This window comes from Kribbella sp. NPDC058245 (assembly GCF_042882005.1).
Taxonomy (GTDB): Bacteria; Actinomycetota; Actinomycetes; order Propionibacteriales; family Kribbellaceae; genus Kribbella.
The window spans coordinates 17936-36417 of sequence record NZ_JBHVWY010000004.1; the positions used below are offsets into that span (position 1 = coordinate 17936).

General features: G+C 65.9%; 16 protein-coding genes. 7 read left to right on the forward strand and 9 right to left on the reverse strand.

The features are described from left to right. Positions 1-151: 151 nt before the first annotated feature. Positions 152-409, reverse strand: a complete 258-nt coding sequence (locus ACFVWG_RS09385) for a hypothetical protein (protein WP_391542711.1) — start codon at positions 407-409, stop codon at positions 152-154. Positions 410-425: 16 nt separating this feature from the next. Beyond that, positions 426-2102: a sodium:solute symporter family protein gene (locus ACFVWG_RS09390; protein WP_391543262.1), complete on the reverse strand. Its 1677-nt coding sequence runs from the start codon at positions 2100-2102 to the stop codon at positions 426-428. Between the two features lie 174 nt (positions 2103-2276). Here ACFVWG_RS09390 and ACFVWG_RS09395 point away from each other — a divergent pair, with 174 nt between their 5' ends. From ACFVWG_RS09395 to ACFVWG_RS09405, 3 genes are read left to right on the forward strand one after another with little or no spacing between them, the layout of a single operon-like run. After that, positions 2277-2762 (forward strand): hypothetical protein, encoded by a 486-nt coding sequence (locus tag ACFVWG_RS09395; RefSeq protein WP_391542712.1) that lies wholly within the window; start codon positions 2277-2279, stop codon positions 2760-2762. After that, complete coding sequence (locus tag ACFVWG_RS09400) at positions 2759-3880, forward strand: sensor histidine kinase (protein ID WP_391542713.1); 1122 nt, start codon at positions 2759-2761, stop codon at positions 3878-3880. The genes ACFVWG_RS09395 and ACFVWG_RS09400 overlap by 4 nt, the downstream gene beginning before the upstream one ends. Then, the gene (locus ACFVWG_RS09405; RefSeq protein ID WP_391542714.1) at positions 3873-4508 is read left to right on the forward strand and encodes a response regulator; all 636 of its coding nucleotides are present in this window, start codon (positions 3873-3875) and stop codon (positions 4506-4508) included. The genes ACFVWG_RS09400 and ACFVWG_RS09405 overlap by 8 nt, the downstream gene beginning before the upstream one ends. Positions 4509-4568: 60 nt before the next feature. Here ACFVWG_RS09405 and ACFVWG_RS09410 read toward each other — a convergent pair whose 3' ends face one another. Next, positions 4569-5564, reverse strand: coding sequence for an endonuclease/exonuclease/phosphatase family protein (locus ACFVWG_RS09410; protein ID WP_391542715.1), 996 nt, complete (start codon positions 5562-5564; stop codon positions 4569-4571). Positions 5565-5717: 153 nt separating this feature from the next. On the opposite strand from ACFVWG_RS09410, the gene ACFVWG_RS09415 reads away from it, so the two are divergent. Then, on the forward strand, positions 5718-6329 hold the full coding sequence (locus ACFVWG_RS09415; protein WP_391542716.1) for a hypothetical protein: 612 nt from the start codon (positions 5718-5720) through the stop codon (positions 6327-6329). A 26-nt stretch (positions 6330-6355) separates the two neighbouring features. Further along, a complete protein-coding gene (locus ACFVWG_RS09420; protein ID WP_391542717.1) occupies positions 6356-6775 on the forward strand; it encodes a carboxymuconolactone decarboxylase family protein in 420 nt (139 codons plus the stop codon). Between the two features lie 228 nt (positions 6776-7003). On the opposite strand, the gene ACFVWG_RS09425 is transcribed toward ACFVWG_RS09420, so the two are convergent. From ACFVWG_RS09425 to ACFVWG_RS09445, 5 genes are read right to left on the reverse strand one after another with little or no spacing between them, the layout of a single operon-like run. Beyond that, the gene (locus tag ACFVWG_RS09425; RefSeq protein ID WP_391542718.1) at positions 7004-8017 is read right to left on the reverse strand and encodes an ABC transporter substrate-binding protein; all 1014 of its coding nucleotides are present in this window, start codon (positions 8015-8017) and stop codon (positions 7004-7006) included. Between the two features lie 32 nt (positions 8018-8049). Continuing rightward, the gene (locus tag ACFVWG_RS09430) at positions 8050-10311 is read right to left on the reverse strand and encodes a glycoside hydrolase N-terminal domain-containing protein (protein WP_391542719.1); all 2262 of its coding nucleotides are present in this window, start codon (positions 10309-10311) and stop codon (positions 8050-8052) included. Positions 10312-10317: 6 nt separating this feature from the next. Continuing rightward, positions 10318-11985: an ABC transporter substrate-binding protein gene (locus ACFVWG_RS09435; protein WP_391542720.1), complete on the reverse strand. Its 1668-nt coding sequence runs from the start codon at positions 11983-11985 to the stop codon at positions 10318-10320. 27 nt (positions 11986-12012) lie between these two features. Beyond that, complete coding sequence (locus tag ACFVWG_RS09440; protein WP_391542721.1) at positions 12013-12957, reverse strand: carbohydrate ABC transporter permease; 945 nt, start codon at positions 12955-12957, stop codon at positions 12013-12015. Continuing rightward, entirely contained in the window at positions 12954-13967 is a 1014-nt protein-coding gene (locus ACFVWG_RS09445; protein ID WP_391542722.1) for an ABC transporter permease, read from the reverse strand. The genes ACFVWG_RS09440 and ACFVWG_RS09445 overlap by 4 nt, the downstream gene beginning before the upstream one ends. Positions 13968-14349: 382 nt before the next feature. On the opposite strand from ACFVWG_RS09445, the gene ACFVWG_RS09450 reads away from it, so the two are divergent. Further along, positions 14350-15117, forward strand: coding sequence for a GNAT family N-acetyltransferase (locus ACFVWG_RS09450; protein ID WP_391542723.1), 768 nt, complete (start codon positions 14350-14352; stop codon positions 15115-15117). 280 nt (positions 15118-15397) lie between these two features. Continuing rightward, on the forward strand, positions 15398-16642 hold the full coding sequence (locus tag ACFVWG_RS09455; protein WP_391542724.1) for an MFS transporter: 1245 nt from the start codon (positions 15398-15400) through the stop codon (positions 16640-16642). Positions 16643-16906: 264 nt separating this feature from the next. Here ACFVWG_RS09455 and ACFVWG_RS09460 read toward each other — a convergent pair whose 3' ends face one another. Beyond that, positions 16907-17893, reverse strand: coding sequence for a TerC/Alx family metal homeostasis membrane protein (locus ACFVWG_RS09460; protein WP_391542725.1), 987 nt, complete (start codon positions 17891-17893; stop codon positions 16907-16909). Positions 17894-18482: the final 589 nt, after the last annotated feature.

Genomic DNA, 18482 nt, shown 5'->3' on the forward strand with positions numbered 1-18482 from the left:
AGAACCCCGATCCGGGCGAGAAACGCCCTTCGGGCAAGAGGAACTGCTGTAGGCATACGGGTCCTTCGGCAGATGGGGGCCACGCCGGAGTCCCGCAGGGGGTGGAACCACCGGCACCACTGGTCCTACAACGACCAGTGGTGCCGGGAGGTCACTCCTTCGCCTTGACCGGTACGGCGATCGGCCGCACGCGCGCCCACAGGACGAACAGGGCCGCGAAGACGAGCATCCCGATCCCGCCCCACAGATTGATGTTCACGCCGTCGGCCTTGGACACCTCGGCCGGGTCGGCAATGGCCCCGAGGACCGTCAGGACGATGCCGTAGATCCCGATCAGCGCCGCGATCACCACCCGGATGTCGAATGCTCCTGGCTTCTTTTCGACAAGCACTGCTTTCTTCTCTGCCATCTCGAGCCTCTCCCGGTCAGCCGAAGACGATGTTCAGGACGATGACCATCGCCAGCGAGATGCCCGCCAGCACAGTCGGCTTGCGGTACCAGCCGTGATCGCCTTCCTGGGCGGTCTCGGTCCGGTCCTCCTTCGGCGTCAGCGAGTACACCAGGCCCTTGAGCTCCTCGTCGGACTTGGCCTTGGTTCCCATACTGACCAGGACACTGACCAGGATGTCGACCACGAAGGCCGCACCGGCCCCGACGAAGCTCGCACCCTGACCCGGCAGGTTGATCACGCCGGTCTCGGACAGGATGAACACCAGGATGGCTGTCGACGTACCGGAGACGAGACCGACCCAGCCGGCCGCCGCGGTCATCCGCTTCCAGAACATACCGAGGATGAACGTGGCGAACAGCGGCGCGTTGAAGAACGAGAACAGCTGCTGCAGGTAGTCCATCAGGTTGCTGTAGCCGGACGCGATCGCCGCCGTACCGATCGCGACGATGGTGCCGGCGACGGTGAGCCAGCGCCCGGTCCGCAGGTAGAACGCGTCGTCGCGATCCTTGAGGATGTACCGCTCGATCAGGTCGTAGGTGACGACCGTGTTGAACGAGCTCAGGTTCGCCGCCATACCAGCCATGAACGAGGCCAGCAGACCAGTGATCGCCAACCCCAGCATGCCGTTCGGCAACAGGTCGCGCATCAGCAGCAGCAACGCGTCGTTATAGGTCACCGAGCCGTTGCCGGTCGCCTTCAGCTGCTGCAACTCCGGTACGGCGACCGCCGCGATGATGCCCGGGATGATCACAATGAACGGGATGAACATCTTCGGGAACGACCCGATGATCGGAGTCCGCCGGGCCGCGGACATGTTCTTCGACGCCAGCGCCCGCTGCACCTCGACGAAGTTGGTCGTCCAGTAACCGAAGGACAGCACGAAGCCCAGACCGAACACGAGCCCGATCACCGACAAGAAGCTGTTGTTGAAGCCACTCAGGTCGTTACCGGGCCAGGCACTCAGTTGCTCGGCGCCGCCGGGCGAGGCAGTGACCTTGTCGACGAGTCCCTGCCAGCCGCCGACCTTGTGCAGCCCGATGATTGTCAACGGCAACAGTGCGGCCACGATCACGAAGAACTGCAGGACCTCGTTGTAGATCGCGGCGGACAGACCGCCGAGCGTGATGTAGCTGAGCACGATCGCGGCGGCGATGATCAGCGACAGCCAGATCGGCCAGCCGAGCAGCACGTTGACGATGGTCGCCAGCAGGAACAGGTTCACACCCGCGATCAGCACCTGCGCCACGGCGAAGCTGATCGCGTTCACCAGGTGCGCGGGCTTGCCGAACCGGCGCAGCATGAACTCGGGAACACTGCGGACCTTGGAGCCGTAGTAGAACGGCATCATCACGACACCGAGGAACAGCATCGCGGGGATCGCGCCGATCCAGAAGTAGTGCACGGTCGGCATCCCGTACTGGGCGCCGTTCGCGGACATGCCCATGATCTCGATCGCGCCGAGGTTGGCCGAGATGAAGGCCAGGCCGGTCACCCAGGCGGGCAGTGAGCGGCCGGACAGGAAGAAGTCCAGACTGCTCGAGACCGCGCGTTTGGCCAGGTAGCCGATGCCCAGCACGAAGGCGAAGTACGTCGCGATGATGACGTAGTCGACCGCGTTCGCGTCGAGTCTCAGGACGGAGTCAAGTGGCAGCATCGGCCCTCCCCATCTTTCTATGAAGCAGAGTGGTATCTAACGCATCGTGTTGTTACCGCTTAGGAACGTTACTCCTCCCCTCACCGACCACACATCCCGACCCGCGTCTCCACCCGGATCTCCACCCCTGGACGGTCCTGCGAGAGGTCAGTGCCCACTTAGCGTCGGAGCATGTCCTTCGGAACCCTTCCCAACGCACTCGTCATGATCGCGATCGTGGTCGCGGTCCTCGTCCGCCGGCTGTCCTGGTCGGAGCTGAAGAACTCCGACGCCGACGCCTGGCGCGGTCCGCTGATCATGTGCGGCGTCGGCGTCTACCAGCTCTACGGCAACCACCGGTACGGCGTGATCGACGTCGCGCTCCTGGTCATCGGAGCCGTCGTCGCCCTGGGCGCCGGCTACGCCTCCGGCATGGTCGCGCAGGTCGAGCGGCGCGCCGGGAAGGTCTTCTACCGGCTCGGCATCCCCGGACTCGGCATCATGGTGGCCTACCTGGTCATCCGCCTCGGGCTGGCCGGCGTCGGCCACCTGCTCGGCGCCGCCTCCACGATCGGTGGCGGTGCACTGATCCTGAGCCTGGGAGCGAACCTGCTCACCCAGTCGTTGGTGATCCAGGGCAAGGCACACCGCGAGGCAGAGGAGTACAGCGTCCGTTGAGGTCAACACTGCCGGCCGGGATGCACGGCGACAGCGGCTGGCTCGGCCGGATCATGACCGCAGCCGTCGCCGTCGGCGTCCTGGCAACGGCGCGACCGGCCGACCACTGGGTCTGGTACGTCGTCGGTCCCGACCTGGCCGTGTTCCTGGCCGGCACCGTGCTGATGACGATGCGCCCCCGCCTGGCGCTCGCGCTGCTCGCGGCGGTCGCGATCGGCACTTCACTCGTCGCCGGGGTTCCGGACTCCAACGCCTTGGTCCTGGTCCTGGTCTCGATCACCACGATCGTGGTGGTCGACCTCACCCGCTCCGGGACCCGGCCGATCGTTGCCGTCGGCATCGGTGCTGCGCTCGGCTTCGCCGTCTCGGCCTGGTGGTTCGACCGGAGCGACACCTGGTACCTGAGCCAGCTGATGTGGGAAGCGATCCTGATCGCCTTCGGCGTGAACCGCCGGCAGTACGAGATCCAGGTCCGGCAGACGCGGGAGCTGCTCGTCCAGACCCGCCGGGCGCAGGACGAGCAGGCGCGCGCCGCGACCCTGGAGGAACGCGGCCGCATCGCTCGCGACCTGCACGACGTCCTCGCCCACTCCCTCGGCGCGCTCAGCGTCCAGCTCGATGTCGCCGAAGCCCTGCTGGACGAGCGCCGGGACGTCGACGGCGCTTTGGAGCGGGTACGACGCTCGCGCCGGCTGGCCGTCCAAGGCCTGGCTGAGGCCAGGAACGCGGTCGCGGCGCTCCGCGCGGACGACGTACCGGATCTTCCGCAGGCGCTGGCTGCTCTCGCCGAGCAGCACGAGACGGATCACGCCGTACAGGTGCACTTTGCCGTCAGCGGAACACCTAGCAAGCTCGACTCCGGAGTCACCGTCGCACTGCTCAACGCGGCTCGAGAAGCGCTGACGAATGCTGCCAAGCACGCGCCTGGACGACCCATCGACCTCGAGATCCGGTACGACGCCGGCGTGCGGATCGTGGTCCGCAACGCGGGCGCGACGGGTGGCGAGGGATTCGGGCTGACCGGGATGCGGGAGCGACTGGCCCTGGTCGGTGGCACGCTGACCGCAGGCCCGGACGGGGACGACTGGCTCGTGATCGCGGAGGTGACGAATGACTGACAGCATCCGGGTGATCGTGGCCGACGACCAGCAGGTCGTCCGGGAGGGCCTGGTCGCGCTGCTCGAACTGCTCGACGGGATCGAGGTCACCGGTGCCGCGGCGAACGGCGCCGAGGCGGTCGACCTCGTTGCTCAGGGCAACGTCGATGTCGTGCTGATGGATCTGCGGATGCCGGTCCTCGACGGGGTCGGTGCGACGGCCCGGATCACGGCCGAGTACCCGGAGGTCGCCGTACTGGTGCTGACGACGTACGCCGACGATGCGTCGATCGCCAGTGCGCTCAGGGCCGGGGCTCGTGGCTATCTGACCAAGGACGCCGGTCGGGTCGAGATCGGAGCGGCGCTCAGGTCCACAGCAGCGGGTCAGTCCACCTTCGATCCCGAGGTGAGCAAGCGGCTCGTCGCCGGGCTCGCGCCTGAATCAGCCGCCGACGACAGCCTGACCACGCGCGAGACCGAAGTCCTGCGGCTGATCGCGCGCGGGCTGAGCAATCCGGAGATCGCCGCGCAACTGTTCATCAGCGAGGCGACGGTGAAGACGCATATCAACAACACGTTCGCCAAGATCGGCGCCCGGCACCGCGCGGAGGCGGTCCGGTACGCCTATCAGCGCGGCATCGCGAACTGATCCGCAGCGTCCGAAGAACCGCGGTACCTCGTCGGCGTGTTTTCGGACGCTACGGCAGGGTCAGATCTTTAGCTCGGCGACGACCGGGCGGTGGTCGCTGCCGGTGGAGTCCATCACCCAGGCCTTGGTCGGCTCGACGCCGCGCACCAGGATGTGGTCGATCCGCGCCATCGGGAACGCCGACGGCCAGGTGAATCCGAACCCGTGGCCGGCCGCTCCCTGCGCCGAGCGCAGACCCGCGGTCAACGGCGCCAGGCTGCGGTCGGTCGCCGTACCGTTGAAGTCGCCCATCACGATCACGCCGGCCAGCCGCTCGTCGGCGATCTGCCGGCCGAGTGCGCGGATCGTCTTGTTGCGCTGGTCCGAGGTGAAGCCGCTGGTCCCGACCCGGACCGAGGCCAGGTGCGCGACGTACACGGCGACCTTGCCCTCCGGGGTGTCGACCTCGGCCCGCAGCGCCCGCGTCCAGGCGAAGCCGACGTCCACCGACTCGCTCTCCTCAACCGGGTACTTCGACCAGAGCGCGACCGTGTCCCGCGTTACCTGATGCGGATACTTCTTGGCGAAGGCAGCCTTGTAGACCTTGAGATCGGCCGCGGTCAGCTCCTCCAGCGCGACGACATCCGCATCGGCCGCGAGCAGGTCCTTAGCCGTCCGCTCCGGATCCGGGTTGGCCGCATCCACGTTGTGCGACAGCACGCGCAGGTCGTAAGCGCCGCCGGTCGACTGCGGGATCAACTGGTTGCCGAACATCCCGCCCCACACGAGTGCGGGCAGCAGCAACGCGACCCCAGCGATCGCGGAACGCCGTACCAGCGCGGCAACACCCAGGATCGGTACGGCGAGGCCCACCCAGGGCAGAAAGGTGTCGAGGAGACTGCCCAGGTTGCCGATCGAGTTCGGCACCCAGCGGTGGAACAGCAGCGGCATTGCGGACAGCACCGCAAGCACAGCGATGAACCAGCCACGACGCCACTTGCCGTTCTTCCGCGCACGACGGGCGTTGGCCCGCTGTGGCGGCCGTTTGGGCGCGAGAGTCGCAGTGGTGTTGGACATGATGCGATTGTTGCGGACTCTCCGGCTCAGCCAAAGTCCGCGCAGGCTTCTGTACGGGGATTTCATCCTTGCGGACGACCGTTCGGGGCCGAAGTGATTAGACACGTGTGAGAGCTCTGGTGCGTTCGGCGGATAACGCTGACAATGCGGGGTATGCCGCCTGATCAAAGTGTGGAGCCGTTTGTCGTCAAGCGACATGGGCTGGGCACTACCAAGACGATGCTGCTGTTCTGTGCGCTGCTGGTCGGCGCCGAGGTGCTGGTCACCGTTCTCGCCGTAGTGATCGCGCGCGCTCAGGGCAACTCGGTCCGTGACGGGCTGGAGACGATCTGGCTGTCGTGGGGCGGCAGTCCGCTGATCTTCGCGCTCGGAATGCCGTTCCTGCTGCTCATCGGCGCGATCACCGCGCTCGAGGAACGCCAGCAGGCCGACGAGGACGACGTACTGCTGTCCATCGACGCCGTCGGCGTCCACCTCGGCGGCGCGCAACCGCGCACGGTCGGCTGGGCCGAGGTCCGCGGCATCTGCCGGATCGAACGGCCGTTGGGCAACCCCGAGGACGAGGAGTGGGAACCCTACCTGGTCGTCCTGCTGCACGCGGACGAAGCACTCCCCCGCAGCTCCAAGGCCTGGGGCCCGTCCCGTCCCGGGCCCGGCTCCCACGAGGTCATCGGACGTGCCATGCCGTACGACGACCTCGTGGCGGCCGTTGCCCGATACGCCCCTGAGATCCCGGTCACGGATCGCGGACACGTTCCGGACTAGCCCCTGACCGGGGTTAACGTCGAAACATGAGCGCACCCGACCTGAACAGCCCCGAGGAACAAGCTCGCTACGAACGCGGCCTCGCCGTACTGAATGCCGTCGACGGCGGCTCGGCGCCCGCTGTGATGGAGAGCCTGGGTGACATCGCTCCCGCGCTCGCCCACCACATCGTCGCCTTCGGCTTCGGCGACATCTACGCACGCCCTGGCCTCGACCCGAAGCAGCGCCAACTCGTCACGCTGGGCATCCTGACTGCCCTCGGCGGATGCGAGCCCCAACTAGAGGTCCACATCAAGACGTCCCTCAACGTCGGACTCACACCCACCGAGATCGTCGAAACCTTCACCCACGCTGCCGGCTACGCGGGCTTCCCCCGCGCCCTCAACGCCATCACCGTCGCCAAAAAGGTCTTCGCCGACCGCGGCCTCCTCCCCGTCACCCCCTAACGTCCGAACGATCGGAGGGCCCGCCTCCGGTTCTTCGGACGTTACGAACCCCGCTCCCACAACGTCCGAACGATCGGAGAGCCCGCCTCCGCTTCTTCGGACGTTATGACCGTCGCTCCGTAACGTCCGAAGGATCGCCGTACACGGTCGGCGTGTTTTCGGACGCTGCGAACAGCCCTTCAGCAACGTCCGAAGGGGCGGTGGGCGTGGTCGGCGTGTTTTCGGACGTTAGCTTTTGGTGGTGAGGAGGGTTTCGAGGTCGGTGAGGGTGGCTAGGGCGCCGAGGGGGCCGAGGCCGAGGAACCAGACCTCGTCGTTGACGCGTTCGGCGTGGCCGGCCTTGACCGCCGGGAGTGCCTTCCAGAGGTTGCCGTTGACAACCTGTGTCTCCTTGGTGCCGGTGATCGGGCCGAAGCTGGAGTAGAAGATCCAGTCACCGTCGGCCTGACCGATGTTCTCCTCGGAGACCTCGACCGCGAGGTCCTCGACGTCCTGCACCTTGGGCCGCGGCAGGCCGACGTCCTTCAGGATCACGCCGATGAAGGACAGGTTGCCGTAGAGCCGGATCTCCGACGGGCGGAAGCGGACCAGGGAGATCGTCGGCGATCCCTGGACCTTGCCCTTCACCTCGTCGGCGCGCTTCTGGTAGTCGTTCAGGATCTGGGTGGCCTGGTCCTCCGCGCCGACCGCGTCCGCGACCAGCAGGAAGTTCTCCTTCCAGGGGAACCCGGGCCGGATACTCATCACCGTCGGGGCGATCGCGCTCAGCTTGCTGTAGAGGGTGGCGGCGCGCAGCTTGCTGCCCAGGATCAGGTCCGGCTTCAGCGCCGCGATCGCCTCGAGGTTCAGCTCGCTGACCCCGCCGACCGTCTTGATCCCCTGCGCCTTGTCCGCCAGGTACGACGGTACGCCGTTCTGGCCGGTGTTGGTCGCCATGCCGACCGGGGTGATGCCGAGCGCGAGCACGTCGTCCAGCTCACCGCTGTCCAGCACCACGACGCGCTCGGGCTTCTTGTCCAGCTTGGCCTCGCCGAGCGCGTGCTTGACGGTGCGCGGGAACACGCCGGGCTGCGCGTCCGAGCCGAGCTTGGCCGTCTCCGCGTCGGCGGTCTTGAACAGCCGCCCGCCGGTGGCGACTTCCGTGTCCCCCGCGCCGGTGTTCGCACTCTTGGTGTCGTTCCCACCACAGCCGGCGAGCACCAGGACGGCGGACACGGCGACGATTCCGATCAGTCTCTTCACGAAGGTTGAGACTACAACAAGTTTGGCAAGGCTTACCTCACCAAGTCCAGCGATTGACCGGCACGGAGCTCGACCACGAGTTCCCTTCCCGGCAAGGCGATCCGGTGCAGTCCGGTGCGCGCGGCAACAACCGAGGCCTTGGTCACCTGCCCACCCCGCCAACTGACGTCGAACGTCAGCCCGCCACGAGCCCGCAAGCCACGGAAAGACCCGTCCGGCCACGCTTTCGGCAGCGCCGGGAGCAATCGGATCACGTCGGTATGGCTCTGGATCAGCAGCTCCGGAATGCAACCCGTCATACCGAAGTTCGCGTCGATCTGGAAGATGTCGCCATCGCGGTGCAGCAGGTTGTCCGAGACCAGTCTCGCCAGATAGTCCTGGATGACCTCGGATGCCCGTTCAGGCTCGAACAACCGCGCCCACAGGGCAACCAGCCAGGCCGCAGTCCAGCCACCATTCGTTGCCCCATCGGTACGGATCTGCAGCGATTTCCGCGCCGCCTCAGCCCATTCCGGCGTACTGGCTGGGTCGATCTCCGCGCCGGGATGCAGCCCGTAGAGGTGTGACTGATGCCGGTGGTTGATCTCGGACGGCGTCCAGTCGGTCGGCCATTCGTAGAGCCGCCCGTCGGGAGTGATCCGGATCTCCGGCAACCGCTCTCGCGCTTTCTGGGCCCGGTCATTGAGATCTGAGGTCAGCCCCAGCGCGGTCTCGGCTTCGGCGAGGTTGGCGAACAGCTCGCGGATCAGCCAGATGTCGTACGTCGACGTCAGGTCGACCGAGGCCTTCTCCCCCGACGGCAGCACGAAGTGATGTTCCGGCGCCGTCGACGGGATGAACTGCAACCGCCCCTCACCGTCCTCGACCAGCATCGCCAGCACGAACTCGGCGGCGCCCGCGATCAACGGATAGGAGCGCTCACGCAACAGCTCCAGGTCTTGGCCGAAACGGTAGTGCTCCATGAGATGTGCCGTCAGCCAGACGCCACACGTCGCGCACATCGCCCAGACGGGATCATCACCGCCTTCGCCAACCGGCCAGGTCGCGGCCCAGATGTCCGAGTTGTGGTGCGACACCCAGCCGGGAGCGTCGTACAGGATCCTTGCTGTGTTCGCACCGGAGGCAGCAAGGGCCTCCAGGTTGTCGATGAGTGGTTCGAAGCACTCGCTCAGCCCGGTGACGTCGGCCGGCCAGTAGTTCATCTGGGTGTTGATGTTGTTGGTCCAGTCGCTGGCCCACATCGGCCGGCGGTCCTGGTTCCAGATGCCTTGCAGGTTGGCCGCCTGCGTCCCCGGTCGCGACGACGCGATCAGCAGATAACGGCCGAAGTTGAACATGAGCGCGACGAGATCCGGATCGTCGGTCCCGATCCGCTCATCGGTCGGCAGGTCAACCGCCGTACCCAATTGAAGCTCCGCACGTCCATACAACGCTTGATGATCCTCGACATGCCGCTCACGCAGCTTGTCGAGCTCAACAGCAGCCAGTACGTCGGTTGCCGCGCGCAACGCGGTGAGCGGATCACGGCCAGGTGGTACCGACCACCCTGCGAACGTGCTCGCCGCGGCCAGAAACACCGTCACACTGTCAGCACCTCGAACGGTCACGCCATCCGCGGACGTGGTGACCTCACCACCTGCGGCGTGCACCTGCAGCGCGATCCCGAACCCGATCCCGTGACCGTCGCGGTACTGGATCGGATCCGGGCTCTCTCGATACTCGATCGTCAACTCCGACGGCGCATGACCAACTACGCCATAGGTGCCGTCAGCAACATTCGTTTGCACCGGGTGCTGACTCTCCAGGCTGAGGTCCAGATCGATCGCGCCAGCCTTGTCGGCCGTGATCGTCCAGACCAGCACCTGGTCCGGCGCGGAGACATACGCCTCGCGCCGGAACCGCGTCCCCTCCACTGTGTAGTCGACGCCGACCACGCCGGTCTGCAGGTCGAGGCTCCGGCGGTAGTCGCCGGCCTCCCCGGCCGTGCGGATCAGCAGGTCGGCGAGCGGCTGGTACGACTCGACGAGCGGACCCTGCAAGGCCCGGGTCCGCTCAGTCGCTGCCAACCGATCACCGTCGGCCAGCAACAGCCGCCGTACGTCGGCCAACGCCTCCGGACCGCCCGTCACCTCCAGGTCGCGCGGGCCGTCGCCGGACCACACGTCGTCGAGATTCAGGGCGATCCGTTCCGTACCGACCCGGCCGAACACCTTCGCTCCGAGGTGCCCGTTGCCCACCGGCAACGCCTCGAACCAGTCCGGCGCGGGGGTACGGAACCACAGTTCGTGGGACATATCTGTTTACTTGCTCCCGGACTTGTACTTGTCGTAGGCCTGCTGGTTGATCTCCAGGTACCGCGGCATTCCGGTGCTGTCGAGACCCTTCACGTACGCGTCCCAATCCGTATCGATGTTCTTCGACCCGGTGATGAACGCGAGCTGGTTCTGGTTCACATACGTGCTCAGGTTCGTCTGGAGGGTGGCCAGCTCACCACTCAGGCTGGGGTCCGGCCAGACCGAGGTCTGCGGGAACCACAGCGACTTGTCCTCGTGACCGACGTACTTCTTGGTCGTCTCCTGGTAGAGCCGCCGCTCGAGACCCGCGGCCGAGTAGACGTCCGCCGGCACGGCCTGCTCGTTGCGGTAGGCAAGCGTCACGTTGTACTGCGCCATCGCGTCCCAGGAGATGTTCTTCTTGTGCTCGTCCTCGCCGAAGCGGTAGTAGCCGACCTTGGTCTTGTCGTCGAGCGCGATGTCACCAGGACGCGGCGCGGACCAGCCGACCCCTTCCGGACCCATGATGGCGACCTTGCGGCCCTCGTCGCTGTAGATGTAGTCGAGCATCTTGATCGCGGCGACCTGCGCCTCCTTGCTGGCCTTGTTGGTCAGCATGAAGGTGTAGCCGGTCGAGCTCGGGTAGTTGTACCCGGTGTAGCTCTTACCGTCCGGACCGGTCAGCGGCGGCACCGCGTCGTACTGCTTGTCGCGACCGTCCTTCGAGCCGAGCTGGACGAAGATGCCCGGCCAGAGCACCGGGACGGATCCGACCACGACCGCCTTCGGGTTGTTGCCCTGCGCCTGCAGCGCCTGCGCGTTCTGGGTGAACGCGGTCTGGTCGATCAGGCCTTCCTTGTACAGCGAGTTGATGTACTTCAGACCCGCCTTCCACGCGTCGGTGTTGACCGGCGTGGCGACCTTGTCACCGTTCAGCTCGAGCAGCGACCGGTTGCCGTTGTTGGCGCCGACCGGGTTGTAGGCGAACGCGCTCATCAGGTAGCCCATCAGGCTGCTGTCCTGAACGTCGGTGGTCAGCGGAATCTCGTCCGCCTTGCCGTTACCGTTCGGGTCCTGGGTCTTGAACGCCTGCAGGACCTTGCGCAGGTTCTCGGTGGTCTTCGGCACCTGGAGGTTGAGCTTCTTCAACCAGGCGCTGTTCATCCACAGCTTGTCCGGGTAGGTGCAGTGCACGCAGTCCGACCACTGCGGCAGCGCGTAGATGTGACCGTCGGGTGCGGTCGACATCTCCTTCAGGGTCTTGTTGGCGTCGAGCTCCTTCTGGATGTTCGGCGCGTTGTCCTTGATCAGCTGCTCGAGCGGCTGCGCGACGCCCTGGGTGCCGAGCTTCAGCACCTCGGCCTGCGAGAAGCCGTCCACCCACGGGATCAGCATGAACAGATCGGGGTAGTCGCCGCTGGCGAGCGCGATCTGCCGCTTCTCCTTGGCCGCGCCGGCGTCGTACGTCGTGGTCTGCCAGCGGAACTGGATCTTGAACTTGTCGCTCATGATCTTGCTGACCGGGTTGGTGTCCCAGTTGTCGTCCGGACCCTGCGGGCCGAACGTGTCGATGATGACCTTGCCGTCGGCAGAGGTCTCGTTCGCCGCCCCGTCGGTCTTGTCCGAGCTGCACGCCGCGAGGGCGAGCAGGGCGGCCGCGGACAGGGCCGCGACCTTGCTCACGGATGAGCGCATTGCTGTGTTCCTTTCTCAGGGGGCCTTTCAGCCCTTGACCGCGCCGACCATCACGCCCTTGGTGAAGTGGCGGGCGACGAACGGGTAAATGATCAGTACGGGCAGTGTCGAGACGACGATCAGCGCGTACTTCAGGACGTTCGCGAGTTGCTGACGTTCGAGGTTCTGGGCGATGTCGGCCGCAGACCCGGTGGTGGAGTTCAGGATCAGGATGTTCCGCAGGATGATCTGCAACGGATACAGTCCCGGGTCCTTGAGGTAGATCAGGGCGTCGAAGTAGCTGTTCCACTGGAAGATCACGTACATCAGTGCGATCACCGCGATCACCGGCTTGGACAGCGGCAGCACGACCGACCACAGGAACCGCAGGTCGCTGGCCCCGTCGATGGTGGCCGCCTCGTGCAGCTCGTCCGGAATGGTCGAGCGGAAGAACGTGCGCGCGATGATCACCTGCCAGACCCCGATCGCGCTCGGGATCACCATCGCCCACCGGGTGTTGAGCATGCCCAGGTCCTGCACCACCAGGTACGTCGGAATCAGGCCACCGGAGAACAGCATGGTGAAGATCAGCAGACTCATGATCACGTTGCGGCCGTAGAAAGTGCGCCGCGACAGTGGATAGGCGATCGCGATCGTCAGCGTGACGCTGATCAGCGTGCCGCCGATCGCATAGATGAACGAGTTCAGGTAGCCCCGCATGATCTGCGGATCGGCGAAGACCGTCTTGTAGGCCTTGAGTCCCGGCTCGATCGGCCAGAGCAGCACCCGGCCGCCACTGACCGCGGCCGGACTGCTGAACGAGTTCGCCACGATGTAGATCAGCGGGACCGCGACCACGATCAGCGCCAGCCAGAGCATGATCTTGACGCCGACGAGGAAGATCTTGTCGCCCCGCGTCTCCTCGATCGCGGTCCGCTTCGAGCCCTCCGGAGCCTTCGCCGTACGGCGGAATCCTTGCAACGTCACACTCATGACCACAGTCCGTTCCCGGTGATCCGCTTGGCGACGAAGTTCACGACGACGAGCAGGACGAGGTTGACGACGGAGTTGAACAGCCCGATGGCGGTCGCCATGCTGAAGTCGGCGTTCAGAAGGCCGGTCTTGTACACATACGTGGCGATGATTTCGGACTGTGCGGTGTTGAGCGGGTTCTGCAAGAGGAACGCCTTCTCGAACCCGATCGACATGATGTTTCCGACGCCGAGAATGAGGATGATCACCGCGGTCGGCATGATGCCCGGCAGGTCCACGTTCCGGATCCGCTGCAGCCGGCTCGCGCCGTCGATCCGCGCGGACTCGTGCAGCGCCGGGTCGATGCCCGACAGCGCCGCCAGGTAGATGACCGCCGAGTACCCGGTCGTCTGCCAGACGTCGGACCATACGTAGATGTGCCGGAAGTAGTCCGGCTTACCGAGGAAGTCGACCGCCGGCACCCCGAACAGCCCGATCGCGTCATTGACGAACCCGAGCCGCGGGGACAGCACCAGGATCGTCATCGACACCACGACCACGGTCGAGATGAAGTACGGCGCGTACGTCACCAGCTGCACCGTCTTCTTGAACACCCCGGTCCGGATCTCGTTCAGCGCGATGGCCAGGATAATCGGGATCGGGAAGCTCGCCAGCACCGTGTAGCCGGCCAGAAAGAACGTGTTCTTCACCAGGGACGTGAACACGGGGTTCTGGAACAGCAGCTCGAAGTTGTGGAAACCCACCCACGGGCTGCCCCACGGCCCCTTGATCGGGCTGTAGTCCTTGAACGCGATCACCGCGTTGCTGATCGGGATGTACTTGAAGATCACGAAGTACGCGAGCGGCACGGCGATCAGCAGGTACAGCTGCCAGTGCCGGCGCAGACTCCGGCGGGCCTGGGTCCACTGACTCGGCCGCGCCGGCCGGGTGGACTTCACCGCCTTCGCCGCAGCCGGCGCGGGCGGCGGCGCGGCCGACTCGTTGTCCCGCACCTCGTACGTTGCACTCACTCCGCATCCTTTCCGTCACCGATCGGAGTGAAACCGATATCCGATAGGATTTCGCCTCACTCACCGGGAGGATGACACAGAACTCCGGCCGGCGGAAGACTCCCGCCCGGTGTCGATACCCGACCTTGACCGAAATCACCTCGCGCCTTGCAGGCAAGGGAAATCAAGCGTTGCCGACGGCAACTACCCCGGGTACGCGAAATGGCCCGATGGCTATCCCACCGGACCGGGGCACTACCCAGTGCTATCCCGGAGTCGCTCTGAGCCACCGGCTCCGGATTGCACCAGCTATTTTATTTCTGCCGTGAACTATCTCGCAGTCAACCGCCCCACGGAACCCATGTCAAGACCTGGCCCGGGCAACTCCTGGGATAGTCGGAGGGTGGAGTTTTCAGAAGGCGTGGTGTCGGTGGCGGGGCTTGAGGTCGGCGCCGCGCGGATGACGTGGTGGGACGAGGCTGACGGGACTCGGCTCTATCTGTTGCTGGGATCGGTTGCGGCAATGCATCGCGGGCGCGGGCACGGGCGGGAGATTCTGGCTTGGCTCGAGGAGCGTGCGCGCGAACATGCGGCCGTCGACGACAGCGTCGGTACGCCGCTGTTCGGTACGAACCCCGGCTCCGAGCGCGACGTGGCGCTCGTGCTGGCGGCCGGTTATCGGGTCGCGTTCACGCGGGTGCGGATGACGCTTGCACTGGCGGAGCCGCCGGAGGTGCGGTTGCCGGAAGGGTTCGAGTTGCGACCGGCCTCGGTCAACGATCACCGGGCAGTCTTCGAGGCGAACGCGGAGGTGTTCGCGGGGAGTTCGCTCGGGTACATCCAGGACAGCTTCTCCGAGTTCGAGCAGGAAATCGCGGACGACTACCCCGACCATCGGTTGTGGACACTCGCATGGGTTGGCGACCGGCTCGCTGGTTGGGTGGTCAGCGGTCAGGACGATACGCCGTGGGTCGGCGTACAGAATGAGTGGCGACGCCATGGGCTCGCCTCCGCGTTGCTGCGGACGAATCACGCGCAGCTGTGGGAGCACGGCGTACGGACGGCGTCGTTGTGGACGGTCGCGGAGAACCCCACCGGGAGCGTGGCTCTGTACGAGTCGCTCGGCTACCGGATCGTCGAACGGCAGCCCCGCTACCGGAAGGCCTTCTAGACAAGACCTGACCCGACCATCACGGGGGAACGGCCGGGCCAGGCACTTTCGATACTACTCCGGATCGGTGTGCACGTCCGGGTAAATGGGAGGCGGACGCGCCGGAAATCCCTCTACTCTCGTCGCATGCAAACTCGCTCCTGAAAGCGCACCACCGCCGCCGCCAGCGCGGGACCGGTTTGGTCCGGACCCCTTGGCACGTTGCCGTTGTGCGTCACGCCGCGATCGGCCCAGTCCCGGGCCGCGCTTCGTCATGCACGCTTTCAGGAGCAACCTCGTCATGCCTCTGACTTATCGTTCGGCCGATCCGGTCCGGACCTATCGCACCTACAAGACCGTCTGGGCGTTCTGTGCTGCGCTCTGCTTCACGCTCAGCGCGGTGTACTACGTCCGCGAGGCGGGCCTCAGCCCGCTGCAACTCGTCCTGGTCGGGACGACGCTCGAACTCGCCTGCTTCCTGTTCGAGATCCCGACCGGCATCGTCGCCGACCTCTACAGCCGGCGGCTGTCCGTCGTCATCGGAGTGGCACTGATCGGCTGCGGGTTCCTGCTCCAGGGCCTGTCGCCGACGTTCCTCGCGATCCTCGGTGCCCAGGTGCTGTGGGGAGTCGGGTACACGTTCACCTCCGGAGCCGATCAAGCCTGGCTGGCCGACGAGATCGGCACCGACCAGGTGGCCGGCGTACTGGTTCGCACTCAGCAGCTCAGCCTCGGTGGGACGATCCTCGGTACCGTCGCCGCCGGAGCACTCGGCCTGCTCGATCTGTCGCTGCCGATCAAGCTGTCCGGGATCGGGATGATCGTGCTGGCTGTGCTGCTCGGCGTGTTCATGCGGGAGGTCAACTTCCACCGAACGCCTGCGGGTGAGCGGGAGACGTTCAAGCACATGACCGACACGTTCAAGCACGGCCTCGCAGTCGCGCGGAAGCGTCCGGTCGTCCGCACACTGGTGCTGATCAGCCTGGTGTCAGGGCTTTCCAGTGAGGCGTTTGACCGGCTGTGGCAGGTGAAGATCCTGACTTTCGAGTTCCCGACCGTGTTCGGTACCTCGGACCCGGCGTTCTGGTTCACGGTGCTCGGGCTGATCGGCACACTGCTGACACTGATCAGCTCGCTCATCCTCAACAAGCTTTCACCCGAACGCTTGACTGCCACCCACCCGAACGGCGTCCTGGCGCTGCTCGCGTTTCTGCAGGTGGTCGGCGTTCTGGCCTTCGCCCTGCTGGGCAACCTCTGGCTCGCACTGGCCGCAGTGTGGCTGCGCAGCATCGCGGATACGTTGTCCTGGCCGATCGAATCCGCGTGGCTGAACCGGAACGTCGAGTCGCGCTCACGCGCCACGGTGATCTCGTTCGTCTCCCAGGCGAACGCGATCGGTCAGGTCGCCGGCGGTCCCCCGCTCGGCGCCCTCGCCGGCCGAGCCGGTCTCCGTACGGCGCTGGTCGCCTCGGGTCTACTCCTCACCCCCATCCCGGCCCTCTACACCCGTCTCCGCGCCCCGGCTCGGGAACTCGACGCGCTCTAGCGAACCCGCGCCACCGCATCCGCCCGCGATGCCTAACGTCCGAACGATCGGAGGCGGGCCCTCCGGTCCTTCGGACGTTAGGGGTGGTGCTGCGGTAACGTCCGAAGGAACCGCAGCGGTGGTCTCCACTCCTTCGGACGTTAACGGGATCGGCCCAGGGGCGCCGCGCTGCTAGCGTCCGAGAACACGCCGACCACGCACTCCGACTCTTCGGACGTTGCGGGATTGGGCCGCGCCGGCGTGGGGCAGCCCGCCAAGTTGGGGTCAGTCCTCGCTGCGGACCTTCACCGGAACGCGGCGGGCGTCGCGGGACGACTTCACCAGGCTGGCGACCGTGGTGACGAACAGGGTCGCGGCGATGAAGCTCAGTGAGGTGACGATGCCGATGTGCGGGAGGTGGATCGCGCCGATGTCGTCGATGTGCGAACCGTGCAGCGCCTCCACGATCAGCTTCACACCGATGAACGCGAGGATCACCGACAGACCGACGTTCAGGTAGACGATCCGCTCCAGCAGGCCGCCGATCAGGAAGTAGAGCTGGCGCAGGCCCATCAGTGCGAACGCGTTCGCGGTGAGGACGATGTACGCATCCTGGGTGAGCCCGAAGATCGCCGGGATCGAGTCCAGCGCGAAGATCACGTTCGCCATCCCGATCGCCGAGATCACGATCACCAGCGGCGTCACCATCCGCTTGCCGTCGATCCGGGTGGCGAGCTTCGCGCCGTCGTAGTCGTGCGAGATCGGCAGGATCCGGCGCATGCCGCGCAGTACGGCGTTCTCCTGGAAGTCCGCGTCGTCGTTCTCGCCCTCGATGGCCAGCCGGACCGCGGTGTAGACCAGGAACGCGCCGAAGATGTAGAACACCCAGCTGGCCGCGGAGATCGCGGCCGCACCGGCCAGGATGAAGACGGCCCGCAGCAGCATCGACACCACGATGCCGATGTACAGGACCTTGTCCTGGGCCAGGCTCGGCACACTGAACCGCGCCATGATGATGACGAAGACGAAGAGGTTGTCGACGCTCAGGCTGTATTCGGTGATGTAACCCGCGACGAACTCACCGCCGGACTTCCCACCACTGAACAGGAACAGCCCGATCGCGAACAGCGCGGCCAGCCCGACGTAGAACAGCACCCACCGGGTCGCGTCCTTGATCGTCACGGTGTGGTTCCGGCGCGCGATCACGATCAGGTCGAACGCGACGATCGCGAGCAGACCGGCGATCGTGAGCACCCAGACCAGCGGTGGCATGACAGAAACCATAAGTGAACCTCCGGACGCGTGACATGACGTTGGTCCGGAGGTCTCTTCCGCCTGGATCTCTCCGGGCCGGCAGCACCGGTTCGGCCGCCCAGGCCTCCCGTGATGACGACACTGCCGTACTCGAGGCCCCGCGCCGGCGGCCCGAGAGGAATACTCCCCTCCACAAAACACTCCAACTGTATCTGGTGCCGATGCATACCACCGTGCACCAGGTCACAATCAGCGTGCTCCGCGTGATCGTATACCGCATACAGTCGCCCGCGCCAGCTCCCTACCCCCTGAGAATTCGCGGAGTTCGGTCCAAGGGCCTGCTAGCGATCGAGCGCCGACCTCCGCTTCGTGGTCGACGCCTGGCGCACGGTCACCCATCCGGCGGAGGTCGCAGCGCACCGATCCGGCTGCGATATCGCTCCCCAAACCGGTTTGGGGAGCATCCGCCCCTCCCGAAAAGCGATCTGGGGAGGATCCACCCCCCGAATCCATCCGGGATCCACCCCAAAACCAGCTCAGATCCGGGCCACCATCCTCCCCAAACCGGCTCGGGAGGATCGGTCCACCACCTCGCACAGGCTCACTA

Coding starts and splice junctions, on each gene's coding strand:
- ACFVWG_RS09385 (WP_391542711.1), bottom strand. CDS start 409: ATGGCAGAGAAGAAAGCAGTGCTTGTCGAAAAGAAGCCAGGAGCATTC.
- ACFVWG_RS09395 (WP_391542712.1), top strand. CDS start 2,277: ATGTCCTTCGGAACCCTTCCCAACGCACTCGTCATGATCGCGATCGTG.
- ACFVWG_RS09405 (WP_391542714.1), top strand. CDS start 3,873: ATGACTGACAGCATCCGGGTGATCGTGGCCGACGACCAGCAGGTCGTC.
- ACFVWG_RS09410 (WP_391542715.1), bottom strand. CDS start 5,564: ATGTCCAACACCACTGCGACTCTCGCGCCCAAACGGCCGCCACAGCGG.
- ACFVWG_RS09415 (WP_391542716.1), top strand. CDS start 5,718: ATGCCGCCTGATCAAAGTGTGGAGCCGTTTGTCGTCAAGCGACATGGG.
- ACFVWG_RS09420 (WP_391542717.1), top strand. CDS start 6,356: ATGAGCGCACCCGACCTGAACAGCCCCGAGGAACAAGCTCGCTACGAA.
- ACFVWG_RS09430 (WP_391542719.1), bottom strand. CDS start 10,311: ATGTCCCACGAACTGTGGTTCCGTACCCCCGCGCCGGACTGGTTCGAG.
- ACFVWG_RS09435 (WP_391542720.1), bottom strand. CDS start 11,985: ATGCGCTCATCCGTGAGCAAGGTCGCGGCCCTGTCCGCGGCCGCCCTG.
- ACFVWG_RS09440 (WP_391542721.1), bottom strand. CDS start 12,957: ATGAGTGTGACGTTGCAAGGATTCCGCCGTACGGCGAAGGCTCCGGAG.
- ACFVWG_RS09455 (WP_391542724.1), top strand. CDS start 15,398: ATGCCTCTGACTTATCGTTCGGCCGATCCGGTCCGGACCTATCGCACC.
- ACFVWG_RS09460 (WP_391542725.1), bottom strand. CDS start 17,893: ATGCCACCGCTGGTCTGGGTGCTCACGATCGCCGGTCTGCTCGCGATC.